This window comes from Evansella sp. AB-P1 (genome assembly GCF_029688925.1).
In the GTDB taxonomy this organism is placed as follows: Bacteria; Bacillota; Bacilli; order Bacillales; family Salisediminibacteriaceae; genus Evansella.
Map to the genome: position 1 here is coordinate 67,169 of NZ_JARUKY010000013.1, position 19,192 is coordinate 86,360.

16 protein-coding genes and 3 pseudogenes are annotated in these 19,192 nt (G+C 36.2%); 4 read left to right on the forward strand and 15 right to left on the reverse strand.

What is annotated here, in order from left to right:
- Nucleotides 1–16: 16 nt before the first annotated feature.
- The 6 genes from spoIIIAB to QA612_RS14595 all read right to left on the reverse strand — a co-directional run bounded on the left by spoIIIAB (nucleotide 17) and on the right by QA612_RS14595 (nucleotide 4,485).
- Nucleotides 17–529, reverse strand: coding sequence for a stage III sporulation protein SpoIIIAB (gene spoIIIAB / locus QA612_RS14570; protein ID WP_278284549.1), 513 nt, complete (start codon nucleotides 527–529; stop codon nucleotides 17–19).
- On the reverse strand, nucleotides 526–1,458 hold the full coding sequence (gene spoIIIAA, locus QA612_RS14575; protein WP_278284550.1) for a stage III sporulation protein AA: 933 nt from the start codon (nucleotides 1,456–1,458) through the stop codon (nucleotides 526–528). The genes spoIIIAB and spoIIIAA overlap by 4 nt, the downstream gene beginning before the upstream one ends.
- Before the next feature lie 352 nt (nucleotides 1,459–1,810).
- A complete protein-coding gene (gene efp, locus QA612_RS14580; protein WP_278284551.1) occupies nucleotides 1,811–2,368 on the reverse strand; it encodes an elongation factor P in 558 nt (185 codons plus the stop codon).
- Between the two features lie 19 nt (nucleotides 2,369–2,387).
- Nucleotides 2,388–3,455: a M24 family metallopeptidase gene (locus QA612_RS14585; protein ID WP_278284552.1), complete on the reverse strand. Its 1,068-nt coding sequence runs from the start codon at nucleotides 3,453–3,455 to the stop codon at nucleotides 2,388–2,390.
- The gene (aroQ, locus tag QA612_RS14590) at nucleotides 3,442–3,885 is read right to left on the reverse strand and encodes a type II 3-dehydroquinate dehydratase (RefSeq protein WP_278284553.1); all 444 of its coding nucleotides are present in this window, start codon (nucleotides 3,883–3,885) and stop codon (nucleotides 3,442–3,444) included. The genes QA612_RS14585 and aroQ overlap by 14 nt, the downstream gene beginning before the upstream one ends.
- A gap of 90 nt (nucleotides 3,886–3,975) precedes the next feature.
- Nucleotides 3,976–4,485 (reverse strand): YqhR family membrane protein, encoded by a 510-nt coding sequence (locus tag QA612_RS14595; protein ID WP_278284628.1) that lies wholly within the window; start codon nucleotides 4,483–4,485, stop codon nucleotides 3,976–3,978.
- A 622-nt stretch (nucleotides 4,486–5,107) separates the two neighbouring features.
- Here QA612_RS14595 and QA612_RS14600 point away from each other — a divergent pair.
- The gene (locus QA612_RS14600; protein ID WP_278284554.1) at nucleotides 5,108–5,479 is read left to right on the forward strand and encodes an SA1362 family protein; all 372 of its coding nucleotides are present in this window, start codon (nucleotides 5,108–5,110) and stop codon (nucleotides 5,477–5,479) included.
- 51 nt (nucleotides 5,480–5,530) lie between these two features.
- A complete protein-coding gene (locus tag QA612_RS14605; protein WP_278284555.1) occupies nucleotides 5,531–6,334 on the forward strand; it encodes a hypothetical protein in 804 nt (267 codons plus the stop codon).
- A 343-nt stretch (nucleotides 6,335–6,677) separates the two neighbouring features.
- Here the strand turns inward: QA612_RS14605 and QA612_RS14610 are convergent, their stop codons facing one another.
- Entirely contained in the window at nucleotides 6,678–7,571 is an 894-nt protein-coding gene (locus QA612_RS14610) for a patatin-like phospholipase family protein (protein ID WP_278284556.1), read from the reverse strand.
- Nucleotides 7,572–8,157: 586 nt separating this feature from the next.
- Here QA612_RS14610 and QA612_RS14615 point away from each other — a divergent pair.
- Nucleotides 8,158–8,592, forward strand: a complete 435-nt coding sequence (locus tag QA612_RS14615) for a GNAT family N-acetyltransferase (protein ID WP_278284557.1) — start codon at nucleotides 8,158–8,160, stop codon at nucleotides 8,590–8,592.
- Nucleotides 8,593–8,641: 49 nt separating this feature from the next.
- Here the strand turns inward: QA612_RS14615 and mntR are convergent, their stop codons facing one another.
- From mntR to QA612_RS14640, 6 genes and pseudogenes are all read right to left on the reverse strand, one after another.
- Nucleotides 8,642–9,076, reverse strand: coding sequence for a transcriptional regulator MntR (gene mntR / locus QA612_RS14620; protein WP_278284558.1), 435 nt, complete (start codon nucleotides 9,074–9,076; stop codon nucleotides 8,642–8,644).
- Between the two features lie 325 nt (nucleotides 9,077–9,401).
- A pseudogene (locus QA612_RS14625) lies at nucleotides 9,402–10,022 on the reverse strand (vitamin B12-dependent ribonucleotide reductase); the annotation flags it as partial.
- A gap of 80 nt (nucleotides 10,023–10,102) precedes the next feature.
- Nucleotides 10,103–10,921, reverse strand: a complete 819-nt coding sequence (locus tag QA612_RS22515; RefSeq protein ID WP_481804445.1) for an HNH endonuclease — start codon at nucleotides 10,919–10,921, stop codon at nucleotides 10,103–10,105.
- Between the two features lie 233 nt (nucleotides 10,922–11,154).
- A pseudogene (locus QA612_RS14630) lies at nucleotides 11,155–12,291 on the reverse strand (vitamin B12-dependent ribonucleotide reductase); the annotation flags it as partial.
- 312 nt (nucleotides 12,292–12,603) lie between these two features.
- Nucleotides 12,604–13,407 (reverse strand): annotated as a pseudogene (locus tag QA612_RS14635) (ribonucleotide reductase N-terminal alpha domain-containing protein); the annotation flags it as partial.
- Between the two features lie 538 nt (nucleotides 13,408–13,945).
- Nucleotides 13,946–14,776: a lipoate--protein ligase family protein gene (locus QA612_RS14640; protein WP_278284559.1), complete on the reverse strand. Its 831-nt coding sequence runs from the start codon at nucleotides 14,774–14,776 to the stop codon at nucleotides 13,946–13,948.
- 239 nt (nucleotides 14,777–15,015) lie between these two features.
- On the opposite strand from QA612_RS14640, the gene QA612_RS14645 reads away from it, so the two are divergent.
- Nucleotides 15,016–15,330: a rhodanese-like domain-containing protein gene (locus QA612_RS14645; protein ID WP_481804446.1), complete on the forward strand. Its 315-nt coding sequence runs from the start codon at nucleotides 15,016–15,018 to the stop codon at nucleotides 15,328–15,330.
- Nucleotides 15,331–16,173: 843 nt separating this feature from the next.
- Here QA612_RS14645 and gcvPB read toward each other — a convergent pair.
- Entirely contained in the window at nucleotides 16,174–17,637 is a 1,464-nt protein-coding gene (gcvPB, locus tag QA612_RS14650) for an aminomethyl-transferring glycine dehydrogenase subunit GcvPB (RefSeq protein ID WP_278284561.1), read from the reverse strand.
- Nucleotides 17,634–18,977, reverse strand: coding sequence for an aminomethyl-transferring glycine dehydrogenase subunit GcvPA (gcvPA, locus tag QA612_RS14655; protein ID WP_278284562.1), 1,344 nt, complete (start codon nucleotides 18,975–18,977; stop codon nucleotides 17,634–17,636). The genes gcvPB and gcvPA overlap by 4 nt, the downstream gene beginning before the upstream one ends.
- Nucleotides 18,978–19,192: the final 215 nt, after the last annotated feature.

Below are 19,192 nucleotides of genomic sequence, written 5' to 3' on the forward strand. Positions count from 1 at the left end.
TACCCCCCCTGCTTAATCACAGCATGATAATCACAATTAATACTCCTCCAAGAAAGCCTAAACTTTTATACATGGACTCGAATTTTTGTTGTGATTCAACAGCTTGCTTTTCCTCTTGATCAAAATAAGAAATAGCTAATCTTATTTGCTTTCTCTGACCTTCTAAGTCTTGTTGACCTAACGTTTGTCCAAATTGTAATAAGATATTTATTTCCGCTTCACTTAAATCAGTTTTATTTTTCCAAGACTTTACTGATGAACACCAAATCTCTTGTGCTGAATTTTCTTCCTCCTTTAGTCTTTTTGCCACATTTGTAAAAAGAGACTTTAAAGGAGAAATAAGCTGATAGCTTACTTTTTCACACGCATATGGTAACGGAGTCATTCCAAAGACCATTTCTGTTTCTAATGCTTCAAAAGCAATTTTTAAATATCTTATTTGCTTTGTTCGCCTCGAAAGTCTACTAGAATATTCCCACCCAACGATAGTAGTTGTTATGAGAATTAATATTGCCCCAACTAACTTCATAATCTGATCTTTCCTATTGACGTTTTTTGATCACTTTCCAGTTTTCGGACCACACCTTTTTTCGTAGAGGCATTTAATTCAATAGCCCGTTGAAAAAAACCTTGCTGGAATAAGTGTGAAATCGTTGGTCTTCGCATGACATCATCGAGGTTTTCTCCGTGAACAGAAGCAAAAATAGTCACACCAGCATGGACAGCTTCCATAATTGCATCCCCATCCTCTTTTCGTCCTATTTCATCAACAACTAATACCTCAGGACTCATAGAACGAATCATCATCATTAATCCTTCAGCCTTTGGACAAGCATCTAAAATATCTACCTTCACACCAAAGTCATGTTGTGGAACTCCCTTTACTGATCCAGCTATTTCAGATCTTTCGTCAATGATTCCTACATTCATTGGACGTACTGGTGTTGAGGTTCCAATACTTATTTCTCGTGCAAGATCCCGTAATAGCGTTGTTTTACCAGACTTAGGAGGACCAACTATTAAAGTGTGACACCAACTGCCCCTATACTGAATTTGAGAAAGAAACTTTTTTGCTACTCCTTTTTTTTGACGGGCAATTCTAATGTTAAAAGAGCTGATGTCTCGAATTCCCTTAACTTCCCCTTTGTTCATGACTACTCTTCCAGCTAGTCCAACACGATGTCCTCCAGATATTGTGATGTAGCCTCGTTTTAGTTCTTCTTCTAGTCTGTATACGGAATGTTGACTTAATAAGCTCATCATCAGTGCTCCATCCCCCTCAGAAAAAATAATAGGAGTGGATTGTTCCCGAAGGACATATGTTTTTGTATGCGTTCGTACTTCTATTGGTCGGTTAACTCGAAGTCTAATTTCTTCTATTTCATTCATTACATTTGAAGGTAACGAGAATGTAAGCTTTCTAACCGATTCTGGAAGCACTTGTAGCACTTCTTTCATATTAATTCCTCCTCAAAAATCATTGGGACAGGTTTATCTATTGAGAATATATGAAATTTAGAGTTATTTATGACTAAGAGAAAGGATATATCCATAATTCTTTAAAAATGTTTTCAATCACTAATAGCAGCTTAACTGGATATCTACGTATTTTGACATCATAGCTCTCGATAACTGAAGCATTGCCGAAGCTAGGACGGCCACATTACGACGTTGCCCACAGGGCGTGGGATTCTATTAGGTGGAATTTAAGCACACAGCAGCAAAAATCAACATAATTTAACAGAGCCAAACAAAAAACCACCCAAAATCACATGGTGTGATTTTGGGTGGTTAACGATTTGTAATTTAATTAAGCTCGTGAAACATATGTGCCGTTTCGAGTATCAACAACAAGTACATCTCCTTGGTTTACAAAGAAAGGTACTTGCACGATTAATCCCGTTTCTACTGTAGCTGGCTTTGATCCACCAGAAGCAGTATCTCCCTTAATTCCTGGCTCCGTTTCAGTTACTGTCAATTCTACTGTATTTGGAACTTCCACTCCAAGTGTTTCCCCTTGGAATGTCATCACTTGAACCTCCATATTTTCCTTCAAATACTTTAACTGCTCTGTAAGCTGTGCTGTTGGTAACTCTAATTGCTCAAATGATTGGTTATCCATGAATGTATGCATATCTCCACTTGAATATAAATATTGCATTTTACGATTTTCTAAATGAGCTTTTGCCACTTTTTCTCCTGCACGGAATGTTTTCTCTTGTATGCTTCCATTACGCATATTACGTAGCTTACTACGAACGAATGCAGCACCTTTCCCTGGTTTTACGTGCTGGAACTCGATTACTTGCCAAATTCCACCATCTACTTCAATTGTTAAGCCTGTCTTAAAATCGTTAACTGAAATCATTATAAATCCCCCTGTAAAATTATTCTCCTAAGATGATTAATTCTTTTGTTGAAGAAGATAATATTCCGTTACCATCTTCCGTAATAACAATATCGTCCTCAATACGTGTGCCACCGAGTCCAGCAATATATATACCTGGTTCTACAGTAACTACCATACCTGGCTCCAATATAGTATTTGATTTAAACGATAATCCTGGACCTTCATGAACTTCAAGACCCATACCGTGACCAGTTGAATGTCCAAAATAATCTCCATAACCTTTTGCTTTAATATGATCTCTCGTTAGTGCATCTGCTTCTTTACCAGTTAATCCAGGTTTAATACCCTCTACCCCTTTTAACTGTGCTTCTAAAACAGTTGTATAAATCTTCTTTAATTCGTCGCTAGGAGTACCTACTGCAACTGTTCGAGTAATATCAGAGCAATACCCTTTATAGTAGGCTCCAAAATCAAGTGTTACCAATTCCCCATTTTCAATTACTTTATCTGTTGCTACTCCATGGGGGAGGGCAGATCGACTACCTGAGGCAACAATAATATCAAAGGAGGAAGAAACAGCTCCTTTTTTTCTCATGAAAAATTCAAGCTCATTAGATACTTCAATTTCTCGAACACCAGGACGAATATAGTCAAGGATATGAGTGAACGCTGCATCAGCAATTTCCACTGCTTCTCGAATAGTAGATAATTCAGATGCATCTTTTATTAGTCTCATTTTCTCTACTAAACCACTTACAGGAACTAAATTTGCAGAGATTGTATTGCTATATGTATCAAACAAACTATATGTTACGTGATCCTTTTCAAAACCTAATTGCTGAATATTTAAAGCTTTTACTTGCTCAGCAATCTCTTCATGAATAGGTCTGGTATGCTGGACAATGTCAAAACCAACTGCTTGATTTTGAGCTTGTTCAACGTATCTGAAATCCGTTATGAATTTTGCTCCATTTTCTGATATGAGTGCAACTCCTGCAGTCCCAGTAAAACCAGTCATATACCTACGATTGTAATTACTTGTGATCAATAATCCATCTATTTTGTGTTGCTCAAATTGTTTTCTTAAATTTTCAATCCGTTCCATGACCTTCCCTCCTTATAAAATAGTCCATGCCCATTAAGTAGCCTTCAAATCCAAAACCACTAATTTGACCTACACACACTGGTGCAATAACGGATTCTTTTCTAAACTCTTCTCGTGCATGAACGTTTGAAATATGTACTTCAACTACAGGTAGTGTAATACCTGCTACTGCATCTCTAATAGCATAGCTGTAATGTGTAAATGCTCCTGGATTAATAATAATTCCATTATAGGAGTTTTCTGCATCATGAATCCAATCAATTATTTGACCTTCCCAATTAGATTGCTTCATTGTTACACGAACATTGGCAGATTCTCCATGCTTCTTAAGAAAACTTTCTAAATCATTCAACGTTTTACTTCCATATACATCTGGTTCTCGTTTCCCTAATCGATTTAAATTAGGACCATTTAATATTAGAAGTTTCATCGGTTATACCCTCCCTGAGCCTCTAGGCGAAAGCAGAGCAATCTTTGTAAAAAAAAGAGAATGCTCCAAGGAACATTCTAACACAAGACATTAGCTTTGAATAGCTTCACTCTCATGGGCTGTCCGTTCATGATATTCATATGAAATTGAATACCCAATAAACAGACCATATACAAGGTAAAGGCATATAGTAGTAATAATCGTATTTAAATCTAATTGCTGAAGAGATTTAAGTCCAGGAAACATAGGATTAAACACCCAGAATATAACTACCCATAAGCTCAGTCCAAACAAAAGTCCGGGCCAAGGCTTATTAATCTTTGCAAAAATCATTCGATACAAAAATGCTACTGGGATTGACACCACTGCAATGAATAATATTCCTACTAACTGTCCTAACCAACCATTTTTCCAATCTCCTAAAGCCCATGGCATTAAAGCTAAAGCAGGACCTACACGAGCAAAATTTAGATAAAATGCTACATAACCTATTACACTCCAAAAAAGCCCTCCAAATAATCCAATAAGAGCTACTGTCCCATTAAACGTTGTACTTGATTCTTGCTGTGATTGTTCTAATTCTTTCGTCAAGCTAATCACCTCAAAAAATAGTATGTCCATTATTTTATTTACTATTAAAACTGAATATATAAATTTCTAATAGTTCGGTAGTGAATTATAGTGTCTCCTACGCATTCTAACAACATGACCTCCGGAGAAGTATTAACATTACAAAGTTCTTCTCTATCATTAGCAGTTATTTAAATCTTATTCAGCCGTTTATGCAGTAGGCAATAAACTTAGACAATCTTCATACTTCTTTATTTTTTATAGCAATAATAAAAATTGCTATGACCATGTGTACTCTTATTAGATTTCGGGAATAATAGGAGTATAGAAATTTATTTATCTTTCTGTTTAATGAAGGGAATATATTATACAGTGTAGAATAATTAATTAAGAAAACTTAGAAACACATAAACACTAAATGCAAAGATAAAAGCTGTATAGTACTCTTATATTGTTACAAATACAATAAAGTATGTTCAATCACTTAAAAGTATCCAGGAGTTTTTGTAAAAAGCTCACAATATAGGAAACATTAACGATCTTAACTCATATAATAAAGTTCAAATAAGAGCAAAAGAGATCTATTACTTTCATTTATTAACAATGTTATATATTACTGAGTTTTAAAAATATATTTTAGGAGGTGTCCGATATGCTTCGTCATTCATACCACCCCCTCGTGTTAGCGATTATTGGTTTAGCAATATTAGGAATTGGAATTCAATTATTTAATAGACCAGGGGCTTTTATCACACAAATTTTAGTAACTGTAGGGATTGTAGCAATTCTTATCTTTGTTATGAAGACCTTTATTTTACCTAGAATTATGCGAAATCGTTCACCCTTTGGTCAAGCTGCCCACACATCAAACCGACCTACAGCTAAGCGAGCTGTTCCATTTTCAAATAAGAAAAAAGATAAGAAAAAGACAGTCTCAAGACCGCTAATTAAACGTCAATCTAATGTAAAGCTAACGGTCATTGAAGGGAAGAAAAACAAGAAGAAGAACCGAGCTTTATTTTAATGCTTGGTTCTTTTATTTTCCCTATTCTTTAAAGGGAAGGAGACGATCCAGGTGACTAGCTTTAGTGATAGCCTTGTAAAAATATCCATTCAATCGGATTGGTTAATTATTTTATTTCTCTTAATTGTTGGTGGAATCTTTTGGACAATCCATATGCGTTTAGGATTTCAAGTACTGTATTTAACATTATTATCAATGTCTATTGCCCATATTATTACCCTTTACTTTCCATACATGTACACAAATGATGAATTACTACCTATCACACAACCAAATGTCCAAACGACAATGACATTATTTGCTTTTTTTATTCCTTTAGCTCGTTCTCGTTTGCATGTTCTCTTATGCCTAACACCACCAGTACTTATGAGCTTATTATTAGTTATCTTGACTGAAACACATATTTTTTCTATTATTGGTGGGATTCTTATCGGTGGATTTATTATTTATACTTTCTATCGAACATTGGATTGGATTGGTGCAATGCCCGAACCATACCTATTTGTGTCCGCTATACTTTTTCCATTATTTTTAGCTGCTATTATATTTCCTTCAGAATTGTATTTGATTTATCCTGGTATTTTATTAGGGAGTGGTATTGGAGTTGCTTTAGAAGTTTTTAAAGTCCGAATGAAGATATCTAAGACAAGTATATTGAAAAGAACTGGTGCTTTTCTCATTGGTGCTTTAGGAATTATTCTTTTCTTTGGAACTGACCGCTTTATTCAATCATGGATACCATTTACTGAACTTACGACTGGTATTGTTATTGGTTTATGGATTACTTTTTTTGTCCCCATTCTTTTGATCTTATTTAAAATATATGAAAGAAAAACAAAAAGCCGAGTCTTCTAACTCGGCTTTGAACTTTTGGGTTACCCGCCCATGCAAATGACATTTGCACCATGGAGGATGAAAATTTTTTAATCCAATTGGAATGAGTGGAATCCTACGAGACTCCTGCGGGAACAGCAACAGGTGAAGACCCCGCACTTCGGTACAGTGTGCGAAGTGTGAGGCTGAGGCGTTGCCGCGGTAAAGAAGATACTGTCACTGCGAACGGAGTGAAGCAGAGCAGATGTCGCACTTACACCCTTGTAGTGAAAGCGAAGTGGGATATAACGAATGATTAACCTGCCCTTTATTTGCTAATACTATTAAGTTTGATAACAGCTATTTTCAGGGTAGACAAAATCTCTTAATATGTCCAATTTTTTAAAAATTTCAATGTACTTTTTTCACCTATTTCCATTAATTCATTTTTGTCTTTTTCTGATATAGAGAACTGCGTCGTTGAAATATCATTTACAGGTATAAAGACTATGTTTTTGGCATGTGTTTTTGAAATATATCTCTGATCATGGGCATTTCTCATCGTATCAAACATTGCTTGTAGCAGTGTGAAGGCATTATTAGCCTCTCTAGCTTGAATTTTATTTGCAGGAGGGGTTAAACGAAAACCAAGAACTGGGCGAGTTAGCTTTGTTTTTGCTTCTTTCATAAATAACCACATAGGAAAATTGCTTAAAACACCACCATCTACGATCAAGGACTCTTTCCCTTTATTATCTATGAGACGATATGGTTCAAAAAAGAAGGGAAGTCCGCAACTCATCCGGATACCTTGCGCAACAGGGAAGGTTTCTGGAATTATACCGTATTTTGGGAGGTCATCGGGGATAACGAGAATTTCTCCATTTGTTACATCAGACGCTACCATTTTTAAGGAACCTGGTGGAAGATCGCCAAATGTACTAATTCCTTTCTGCTTTAAAAGATGATCCATCCATTCCACTAAGTTATTTCCTTTGTAGATACCTAATGAACGATATAATCGTATCCATCTATAAAACCGAAAAATCCATTGGTCATTTGTTGTATCGAGGAGTTCTTTCAGATCTAATTGATCAAATATGTGTGAAATTTCTTCACTTGTATAACCTGCTTTAATTAGAGATGCTACAATGGAACCAGCACTAGTTCCTGCTAGCCGTTCAAATTCAATGTTTCGTTGAGATAATGCCCTCATTACACCAACAAATGAAAATGCCTTGATTCCTCCACCTGCAAAAACACCGTCCACTTTTAACATTTTTTATTCCCCCCTTCCATATGTAGTACGTACTACATAAAAAAATGCGTATAAAATAAGGACTGTTAGTATCTAAAGGGAGACTCTGTAAGGATTTTTAATCTATCAGCCAACCATATTCCATTTAATTACAACTCACAACTGTTTTATGTTATAATTTAAATAGACAGAAATATCTGAATGATGTTAGTGTGAAGGAGAGTGTATTGTATGAGAAAAACAATGTTTATATTTCCTATGTTGGTAGGTAGTATGTTCTTAGTTCTTTCGATTCCATTATTTATTTACATTAATTCCCCACAGCCGTTTTTCGCAGGTCTTTTGATTGCTTTTTTTGCTTTCGAGCTTACCTTTCTTTATCGATATAGAAGACATAAAGTCCGTTTTAACATAAATCGCCTATACAAATGAAAATATTATGCCTGAATACTAACAATTGAAGAAACAAATCTTTGTTTCTACACTGAAAATACGAAAGTTCTCGCATATAGCTTTCTAGACGACTGGAACGATTTTCATCCTCCATGGTGCAAATTCCCCACTTGCATAGAAGTCTACTCGAAAAATTAAATGAGGTGTTTATGTAGTGAATACATTTACAATTAAAGAACTTCAATCACTAACAGAAATCGTAGAAGCATATCCAGTAATGAAGCAATTGCGAACTCATCTTCTTGAGGAACAGTATCTTGATTTAGTGAAAGAAGCCAAAGAAAAAGATAGATATAAGATGTTTGCGTTATTTGAAAAGAAACAAATAGTTGCAGTAATAGGCTTCAAGCCTATGGTTACACTTTATTATGGAAAGTTTATTTGGATATGTGATTTAGTCACAGATCATAAACACCGATCAAAAGGATACGGCAAAAAACTACTTACTTATGTACACCAATGGTCAAAAGAGAATAAATATGAATGTGTAGCATTGTCATCTGGATTAAAACGTACAGATGCCCACCGATTTTATGAAGATAGGATGAGTTATGAGAAAGTAAGCTATGTTTTTAAAACTTTAGTGTAAGATAAAAAAAGACACCTTTGAAGGTGTCTTTGATTACTTAAAACAAGCCTTAAGATTGCTCTTCCACAGCATCATTTTTTTTCTGTACAATCCGTAGGTCGTTTATTCTTTCTGGATTTTCCTCAAAATATTGTACGAGGTCACCTATGCGATCAATAGCATCCCAGCTTAAATGATGCTCAATCCCTTCCACGTCTTCATAAATATTTTCACCATTTACCCCAATAATTTTCATAAATTCCTCAAGCAAGTCGTGGCGATATACAAGGCGTTTACCGATCTTTTTTCCTTTTGATGTTAAAATTAAACCACGATATTTTTCATAAACGAGATATTCACTCTTATCTAACTTTTGTACCATTTTTGTTACCGAGGATGGATGCACCTCAAGTGCTTCTGCAATATCAGAGACTCTGGCATATCCTTTTTCTTCAATTAATAAGTAAATTCTTTCTATGTAATCTTCCATACTCGGTGTCGGCATGTTGTCCCCTCCAAACATTACTTTAAAAACATTGTATAGTTCAGTCTATGATAACAATATTTGTTTGTTCGTACATTATGTAAAATTATACTATAAAATAGGAGCATGTACTAGAAAAGTCAAAAGTTAACTTCGAGTAATTAGAATAGGTATCCTAAAAAGAGAACTGAGTTCTGTCCCTTTTTAAGCAAATTTTACTCTGATTTTTTTGTCCAAAAGTCATAATAATTCAACTATTCACAATGCATACTTGATTAGTCTTTTCTGATTCTCGAATAAAAAAGAGGAATATCCATTGTAGGAATTCCTCTTTTTACAATTTATATTATAACCCACATTTCAATTGTGCACTACAATTGGTACATGTATTACATCCACCAATATCTTCTACTGTTCCTTTTCTACATACAGGACAAGTGTCTCCTACTTCACTTCCGTAAGTAACGGATGTACTACGAACGTCTGAAATTGTTTCAATGAGAACTACTTGTTTTTTACTATCTTTCGTATCTTGTTCTGGTTCACCAGCAAGCTCTACAGCATACATATCATTTTCTTCTGCTTTTAAGGTCAAAACTTGTGAATCTCTACTGCCGTCAACATAAACAGTTCCACCTTTTGCACCACCATTGTATAATCGTTCATACACTTTTTTCACTTGGTCTACTGTATAGCCACGTGGTGCATTTACGGTTTTACTCAATGAACTGTCTACCCAACGCTGGATAACACATTGTACATCTGCATGTGCTTCAGGTGAAAGTTCCATACTTGATACGAACCATTCTGGTAATTCGTTTGGATCTGTACCTGGATTATTATCCAAATAATCTTGCAGTATTTGTGCTTTTACTTCGATGAACTTTCCTAAACGACCGCTACGGAAGTAAGAAAATGAGAAGTAAGGCTCCAGTCCAGTACTCACTCCAACCATTGTTCCAGTGCTCAATTTGTTACTATCTACAGTAAAGTAGACGGTGGGATTTTACCCACTCCGCATATCGCTATACGGTTCAGACTATATCTTCAACCATTTTTGCTGTGCCTCTTTCGATGACATGGATACTCGCAAACCGAAACTAAATTAGAAAGTTTATTAGCTAATTTCCAGTTACCATTAAATTTTCTAAATGGAATTATATGATGTACTGATAATTCTCTTCCGTATTCTGTTTCGGTATTACCACAGTCCTGACATGTATAATTATCACGTTTCCGAGCCTTTTTACGCTGTGCTCTCCAGTTTGGACCGTAATAATCTATGTCTCCACCTTGCCACGTCGGACTTTTATGCCCGCTAAAATAACCTGTTCTAGAGTAGAAATCTGACATACAATTCACTGTACAAAAGTTCCATTGCTTTATTACGGATGGTTTCTTTTCAAACAACTTACCGCAATTACTACATTGAACTTCCTTCCTGTTTTTATATTGTACTTTGCCACGTATACCATTTGCCTTGCCTAAACATTTCTTAGAACAGAATCTAGCCGTATTTTTTCGGTTAATAGGAACTTCAAAGAAAGTCTCGCATATCAAACACTTAATTTTTACTCTATTTCTTAAATGCTGATTTATATTGCTCCCATTTCCCCTCATATAATTAGTTCGACACTCTCTGTTACAAAAAAAGTATTTATTTTGGCCGTAACATCTTTTCCTTAAAAGCAAACTATCACAATAACTACATTTTACGTCAATTTTAGTAGATAGCTTAGTCCAATACTCAGGAGGATGTGACTTTTGATACTCTGTTTTACAATTTCTAGAACAGTATTTTTTTCTTTCAAAGTGGCTCGGTCTGACATTTATCCATGTTTTACAATTAAGGCACTGTTTTTTCATGAATATTCACCTCTTTACAATTATCGAACATTCGTTCTTCTTTGTAAAGAGTAATGGTTGCTCGGCGTGTAGTCGTTGAAGGGTCAGCCACGACTTCCCTGCGGATTGACTGCACCTTTTGATTTTTACCTTCAATCGTGATGGCAAGTCACAGGTACAAAAGGATACTCAGTGTTTCCCGCATACAGCCAAGTTTACGCCACACTTTCACAAGCGTGGGGGGCAACAATTTTACCCGTAGGAGCAACGGTTAATAAGTGTGAGTTTCGGATACCGTATTGTAATATTCCTTGACGAATATCTTCTGGCATCTTCTTCATGTAACCAGTGTTGATGTATTTCATTCTTAGGTGTTGTGTTTCTTGGTCATTGGATCCTACTAGGAATGGGAAGCTTCCCTTTTCCTTCGCAAGCTCGATGCTTGTACGATAAGCAGTAGTTGCAATCGTTTCAAAGATTTTATCTACAAGGGTATTTCCTTCCTCAGAGCCATACACAGTTTCTGTATAAATGAGTAGATCATGTAATCCCATTACTCCGAGACCAACACGCCTTTCACCTTTTGCTTGCTTTGTATTTTCTTCAAGGAAATACGGTGTTGCATCAATAACGTTATCTTGCATACGCACACCAGTTGCAACTGTTTCTATTAGTTTTTCATAATCTACTTCATTCTTTTCCTTATCGGCCATTTCTGCTAAATTGACAGCTGCCAAGTTACAAACAGAAAACGGCGCAAGTGGTTGTTCCCCACAAGGGTTCGTTGCAACTACTTTTTGATCATAGGCTTTTGCATTTGTCATTTCGTTTGCATTATCAATAAAGAAAATACCCGGCTCCGCTGAATACGTTGCGCAAATGTTGATTAAGTTCCAAAGCTCTTTTGCTTTAATTTTTCTATACGTTCGAACGCCGAAGCCTAACGCCTCCCATTCACGAACATCACCGTATTCATGCCAATCACGATTGTATGCTTCCATTTCTTCTTTGTTGTAGTTTTCTACATCAGGGAAACGAAGTTTATAATCTGTGTCATTTTCTACCGCTTCCATAAACTCTTTCGTAATACAAACGGAAATATTTGCACCAGTTAAGAATTCGGAATTATTAACAGAATATGTTCCACCAGTACGCAGCTTTTCTTCTGCTTCTTGAATCACCTTTGGATCAAAGCCTCCTGTACCAGGGATATGTTTATAGTTAATGATTCCTTGATACATCGCTTCTTCAAGCTCGGATAAAGGAGTGAACTTTAATTTTTCTTTAATAAGACGCTGAATATGATCGTCTTCAGTATTTTCTAGTAAGTATCTTAAAATTCTCGGATTTTGCATTTTAGAAATAATAAATTCTAAAATGTCTGGATGCCACGTACATACCGTCCCTTTCAGGATATTTATTTACGGTCTAGACTATATCATCACCCACAGCACTTTCTGTTTGGGGTTGGGCACTTATGAGGGGTTATTGTTGGGACTCACCCTCTAGTCGTTGAACCTTCGCCAATACTTTAACCCAATGACGCTTGGCTGCTGATTACCCAATTCAATCAATTTTTAAGCATTCACGCCCACCGTTTCCAGTCACGTTGTAGCTTGATTGACTCTAAGGGTTTTCCAGCAATTCACCCAATTTTCTAGTCATTCATTTTCTGAATGACGCGGACTAAGGCTCCTTTATTAATCCGCTAACATTATCATTTGAGCTCCTCTGCGCGATCCACCTTGCTCCACTAAATGTGTTAGCTTCGCAATATCGTCTAACCAGGAAACGGAACCTGAGGATTTACCATTTACTCCGCGAGCAAGGGTATTTCTTGGTCTTAGTGTAGAACCATTCGTTCCAACACCACCACCACGACTCATAATTTCCATCACTTGCTTACGATGCTCTGAAATCCCTTCACGTGAATCAGCTACGAAAGGCATCACGTAACAATTAAAATAGGTTACGTCTGTTTCTGCACCTGCTCCGTACAATACACGACCTGCAGGGACGAAGTTCATGTTCACAAGCTCATGATAGAACCTTTCAAATGACTCTTGCCGTTTTTCAGGTTCAACCTCCACTTCTGCTAATCCTCTCGCATTTCTCTTTGCTATTTGCTCATAAAAAATCTCTAAAGGCTTGTCTATCGTATCTAATGAACGATTTACAATCCCTGTTTTCTTTTCTTCTGGATCGTCCAACACACCCATAAATTCATCGTCCACAGCAATACTAGCGCGATTCTCACTCCAGTTAATGTCAGTGACATATCCAAATCCTCTTGCTGGAAATTTCGGATCAGCCTTTACCGTTAAAACGACAAAGTCCCCAACCTTCAGTGTTTTCTTCTCGGTGTCTTTAAACGTATAGCGGTCTAGCATGACCAACCGTGATACTCCAGTTTGTTTCAATTTCATTTCCGGAGTAATCGGAAAAACTTGTGGGAATTGCTCAATATCTCGATTAAGCTCCTCCACGTTGATCGTTTTTTCAGACATAAACGTCTTCACAGGCCTCCGCTCCCTTTCTACAAATTTTGTCAAACTTCACACTTTTTTCAACTCTAGTTTTCTGTTATACCATCTATGTCGTCTACTGAGTCTACTATATCTAGTTGTCAAAGATCAGTTAAATGGTACTTGGAAACATCTACCAATCTTATACTACTTGTACGTTTAACTATATCACAGAAAAAAAACATCATCAATATATAGTGTTTTTATTAAATAGAAAAATACTATATATTGATTTATAGTAGTGTGACATTTATTTTGTCAACTTTCATAACTTCTAAAAAAATGAGAAAATGAAAGATTTGTTGAGAGAATCCTGCGCTAATTTCTTTTTTTAATAAAATTCACATCTTGAATTTACTAGAATTTTGTATCCATCTGCGCCTTTTGCATTTACTCCACTAAAATACAAATCACTACTTTCTTCAACAATATCTTACAAGAAAAAACATGCCGGGTTTAACCGACATGTTTCACCACTATGATTACTTTAGATTAACTCTTCTTATATTCTCTACCACACTTAGAATTTAAAATTCCACTTATCACTTGCATACTTCGACTGTTTTAATTCTTCCACTTCTCGTTCCTGTTCTTCTGACAATATGAAGGTTTGAAGTTGAATATTTAAGCCTTGAGCAAAGCCTTGCTTGAATGCTTTTTTCATTTCATCAATTGTGATATGTCTATCTGACAATTCATCAATAGCCACAGCTTTGTTTTTAAATGCTTTTTGCATTCTTTCCCTAACTCTTTCACTAGGATATTTAAATACATCAAATAATTTGTCTTCATCTAACGTTAAAATAATGGAACCGTGTTGAAGAATGATTCCACGTTGTCTCGTTTGAGCACTCCCAGCAATTTTCCTTCCTTCCACCACAAGTTCGTACCAGGAAGGAGCATCAAAACAAACTGCTGAACGAGGTGTCTTAAGTCGTTCTTTCTCCTCTTCTGTTCTTGGTATTGAAAACTCAGCTTGTAAACCTAATAATCGGAACCCTTCAAGTAAACCTTCTGAAATAACACGGTATGCCTCTGTCACACTGTCAGGCATAGCAGGATGCTCCTCTGTAACAATGACACTGTATGTTAATTCATCCTCATGTAAAACACCCCTACCTCCAGTGGGACGACGTACAAAGCCCAAGCCATGATTTTTTACGGCTTCTAAATCAATCTCTTTCTCAACCTTTTGGAAATAACCTACAGATAATGTGGCTGGATCCCAGCCATAAAAACGAATAACTGGCGGAACCTTTCCTTCTCTATGCCAATCCATTAATTTTTCATCTAAAGCCATATTATAAGCCGGATCTTTATAACCTGAATCTAAATAAAACCAAGTCTCCATAACACAATACCTCACAATATTTTATTTACTTTCTCATCATACAAAATAAAGATAGAATCATCAAAGCTGTTTGCTCATTTTTTTACATATTCCCTCTGTTGCATCATTTAATAATTCCGTATATCATTTATATTGGAATACTAGTTAAGATAGAGACAAAGGAGAGGGCTATTTCTATGAATAATACATTACTCATATTTATCCTAACACTACTATTAGTTATTATCTTAGTGCTACGGATGAAAAAACCGAAATACTTAAAGTCAATTGATCAAGAGGAGTTTCGAAATAACTACCGTAAAGCTCAGTTAATTGATGTTCGTGAAGAGAAAGAATTTAAAACAGGCTATATTTTAGGAGCTCGTAATATTCCTTTATCACAGCTGCGTCAAAGACTAACTGAAATAAGACCAGACAAGCCTATATACTTGTACTGCCAAAACGGTTCACGCTGCATCTCTGCAGCAAAAGTGCTGCGTAAAAAACGTGGAGCAGAAGAAATCGTATCCTTAAAAGGCGGTTTTCGAAAATGGTCTGGAAAAATAAAAAAATAATTTAATTAAATTACCTACTGCTTTGTAGGTAATACATTAAAAAACCTGTAGTGATTTTCATAACGGTTTACTTGTGAGGTGCAAAACGTCAAATCACAGACAAATTCACTCGCTATATCACACATCTTTCGCAACAGATTCACAGTATAATTCGCATATTACAATGGCACGAAGGTTCTTCGTACCATTGTTTTTATGTTTGCTTATTTCACTAACCGTTTGTTGAAGTAAATGAGGTTTTCTTGGGAATTTATTAGACAAACATGGCTTATCGCAAAGCCCATGTATTCCTATCCTTACCATTGAAATAAAATAAGTGGAGAATTTCCGTTTAAAATCAAAATCCACCTAATTTCGATGCAAATAAGGGTAGTTTTTCCGCCTATGCAAAGGAAATTCCCCCTTTTTAAATAGATTCAAGTCAATAAGCGGAATTTCTCCGTCTATTCAGACTATTTTCCGTGCTATTTATTAAATAAGGGTAAATTCTCCGTTTATTTATTCAATTGAGCATTTCTCTCGTTTCTTTCATTACATTGTTTGAAAGATATATATATCTTTTCATTTACTTTAATAAAAATATCCAAGTCCTTCCTTTTCACATTAGAATTCGCTTGGCAAATCGCATCATAATCACTTGAAGGATATATTTATTTCCAACTATGTAAATAGGCCTGTGAATTACTTTGTGGTGTCACATCTATTTAACATAAAACACTGATATAACAAGAAAAAATCACATGTGATTTCTGTTGTGAAATCGCATGTGATTTTGCTTGCGAATGGCTTGTTTGCACCCCTGAAGTACACCCACTATGATTTTCATTACAGGTTTTTTTGTGCTTAATTCTCTTTTACATATCTTAAAATTGGTTTCCGAGCTGCCGTCGTTTCATCTAATCGATCAATGACTGTATTATGTGGGGCCTCCTGAACGATTTCAGGGTTATCTTCAGCTTCTTTAGCAATTTGTATCATTGCATCAATAAATTCATCCAGCGTTTCTTTGGACTCTGTTTCTGTCGGTTCAATCATTAAACATTCTTCAACATTCAATGGGAAATAGATCGTTGGTGGATGATAACCAAAGTCTAATAGACGCTTTGCAATATCCAGTGTTCGAACCCCTAATTTTTTCTGTCTACGCCCCGATAAAACAAATTCATGCTTACAGTGCTGCGTATAAGGAGCATCAAAGTAAGGCTCCAAACGACGGAACATATAATTTGCATTCAACACTGCAAATTCCGATACTTTTCTCAAACCAACAGGCCCCATTGTACGAATATACGTATAGGCTCTAACATTAATTCCAAAATTTCCATAATAAGGTTTCACTCGTCCGATTGATTGTGGAATATCATAATCAAATCGGTAAATATCCCCATCCTTTACTACCATTGGCTTAGGAAGGAATGGAATGAGGTCTTTTTTAACCCCTACTGGTCCAGATCCAGGTCCACCTCCACCATGAGGTGTGGTAAAGGTTTTATGCAAGTTCAAATGTACAACGTCAAACCCCATGTCACCTGGTCGCGTAATTCCTAATATTGCATTTGAATTAGCCCCGTCATAATAAAGCTTCCCACCTGCATTATGAACAATATTCGCCATTTCTACAATTTGCTCTTCAAAAAGACCTAATGTATTAGGGTTCGTTAACATTAGAGCAGCTGTATCCTCTCCGACCACTTCACGTAAATGTTCCAGATCCACTAATCCTTTTTCATTAGACCGAACTGTTACAGAATCAAAGCCAGCTACAGTAGCCGAAGCAGGGTTTGTTCCATGTGCCGAATCAGGAACGATAACCTTTGTTCGTTTTGTATCTCCATTTGCTTCATGGTACGCACGGATCATCATTAATCCAGTCCACTCGCCATGAGCACCTGCAGCTGGTTGAAGTGTCACCTCATCCATCCCCGTAATTTCAGCTAAGGAATTTTGGAGCTTATACATAAGCTCTAACGCACCTTGAATTGTTCCTTCATCTTGATATGGATGAATATGTGCAAAACCTGGGAACCTTGCTACATCTTCATTAATTTTAGGATTATATTTCATAGTACAAGAGCCTAAAGGATAAAAACCTGAGTCTACTCCATGGTTTCTTCTTGATAAAGCTGTGTAGTGACGAACAATTTGAAGCTCAGAAACTTCTGGAAGTTCTGCTACCTTTTCCCTTTGAAATTCCTTTGGAATAAGATCGTTAATATCCGCTTGTGGGACGTCTAATTCTGGTAAGCTATAACCTTGGCGTCCTTCTTTACTTATCTCAAATATTAGTGCTTGATCTTGCTGATTCATTTGACTCCCCCCAATACAGATACAAACTGATCAATTTCCTCTTTTGTACGAAGTTCTGTTACTGCTACGAGCATCATATTATCTTTTTCAGGATAATCACGAGACAAATCATACCCACCAATTATTTTTTCCTTTAGTAATTCTTTATTTACTTCCTTTACTGACTTGGTTACTTTAATGACAAATTCATTAAAGGTTGGTGATTCATAGACTATTTCTATACCTTGCTTCCTCAATTGCTCTTTTGCATAATGTGCTTTTTGAACGTTTTGCATAGCAATCTCTTGCACTCCGTTTTTCCCTAATGCAGTCATAGTAATAGATGCTCCTAACGCGTTTAATGCTTGATTTGAGCAAATATTACTTGTAGCTTTTTCTCTACGAATATGTTGTTCACGTGCTTGTAAAGTTAAAACAAACCCCCGTTTCCCATGTTCATCTGTAGTTTGACCAACCAGACGCCCAGGAACTTTTCGCATAAGTTTTTTCGTTACTGCAAAATAACCACAATGTGGTCCCCCTAATTGAGTAGGTATCCCAAATGGCTGAACATCTCCAACAACAACATCAGCTCCAAACTCACCTGGTGGTTGAAGTAACCCTAAGCTTAAGGGATTAGAAGAAACAATAAATAAGGCTTTTCCTTGATGACTAATTTTTTCAATTGCAGACAAATCTTCAATATTCCCTAAGAAATTAGGGTATTGAACAATCACACTGGCAATGTCATCATTGTATTGATCGGATAAATGATCAAGATCAGTAAGCCCATCTTTTTCATCAATTTCAATCACAGTCAAATTTTGGCCTTTAGCATTTGTTTTAAGTACAGCTCTCGCTTCTGGATGAACCGTTTTCGATACGAGAATAGTCTTCTTTTTTGTCTGTCCTGCACTCATCATAGCTGCTTCAGCTAATGCTGTTGGACCATCATACATGGAAGAATTTGCAATCTCCATTCCCGTTAATTCACTAACCATCGTTTGAAATTCAAAGATTGCTTGAAGCTCTCCTTGGGAAATTTCAGGCTGGTATGGTGTATAGGCAGTGTAAAATTCTGAACGGAGTAACATATGATTAACAATTGTAGGAATATAATGTTCATATACTCCAGCACCTAAAAAGGAAGTAAATTCTTTCACATTTAAATTTTTCGAAGCTATTCGTTGCATTTCTTTTATTAGTCTCGTTTCATCTAAGGCTTCCTCTATCTTCAAATCTCCCTTAAAACGAATATCTTTAGGAATATCACCAAAAAGTTCATCAAGCTGATCAATACCGATCGTCTCTAGCATTTCTTTTTGGTCATTTTCCGTCATTGGTAAATAACGAAATTTCACAAGTGTTCATCCCCTTTTATCTATTGTTTTAGTGCTTGTTCAAATAGGAGGAAAAAATAGCCGAGTCGTCTAAAGTCGCAACGCCCTGTTGGAACGCCAACACTAGCACGTCCTGTGCGTCGAAAGATCAAGGCTGCGTAGCTTTGAGTTCCACAGCGTATGCTTTTAATACGTGAGGAATGGAAAAGCAAGACAACTCAGAGGTTCGACAGATT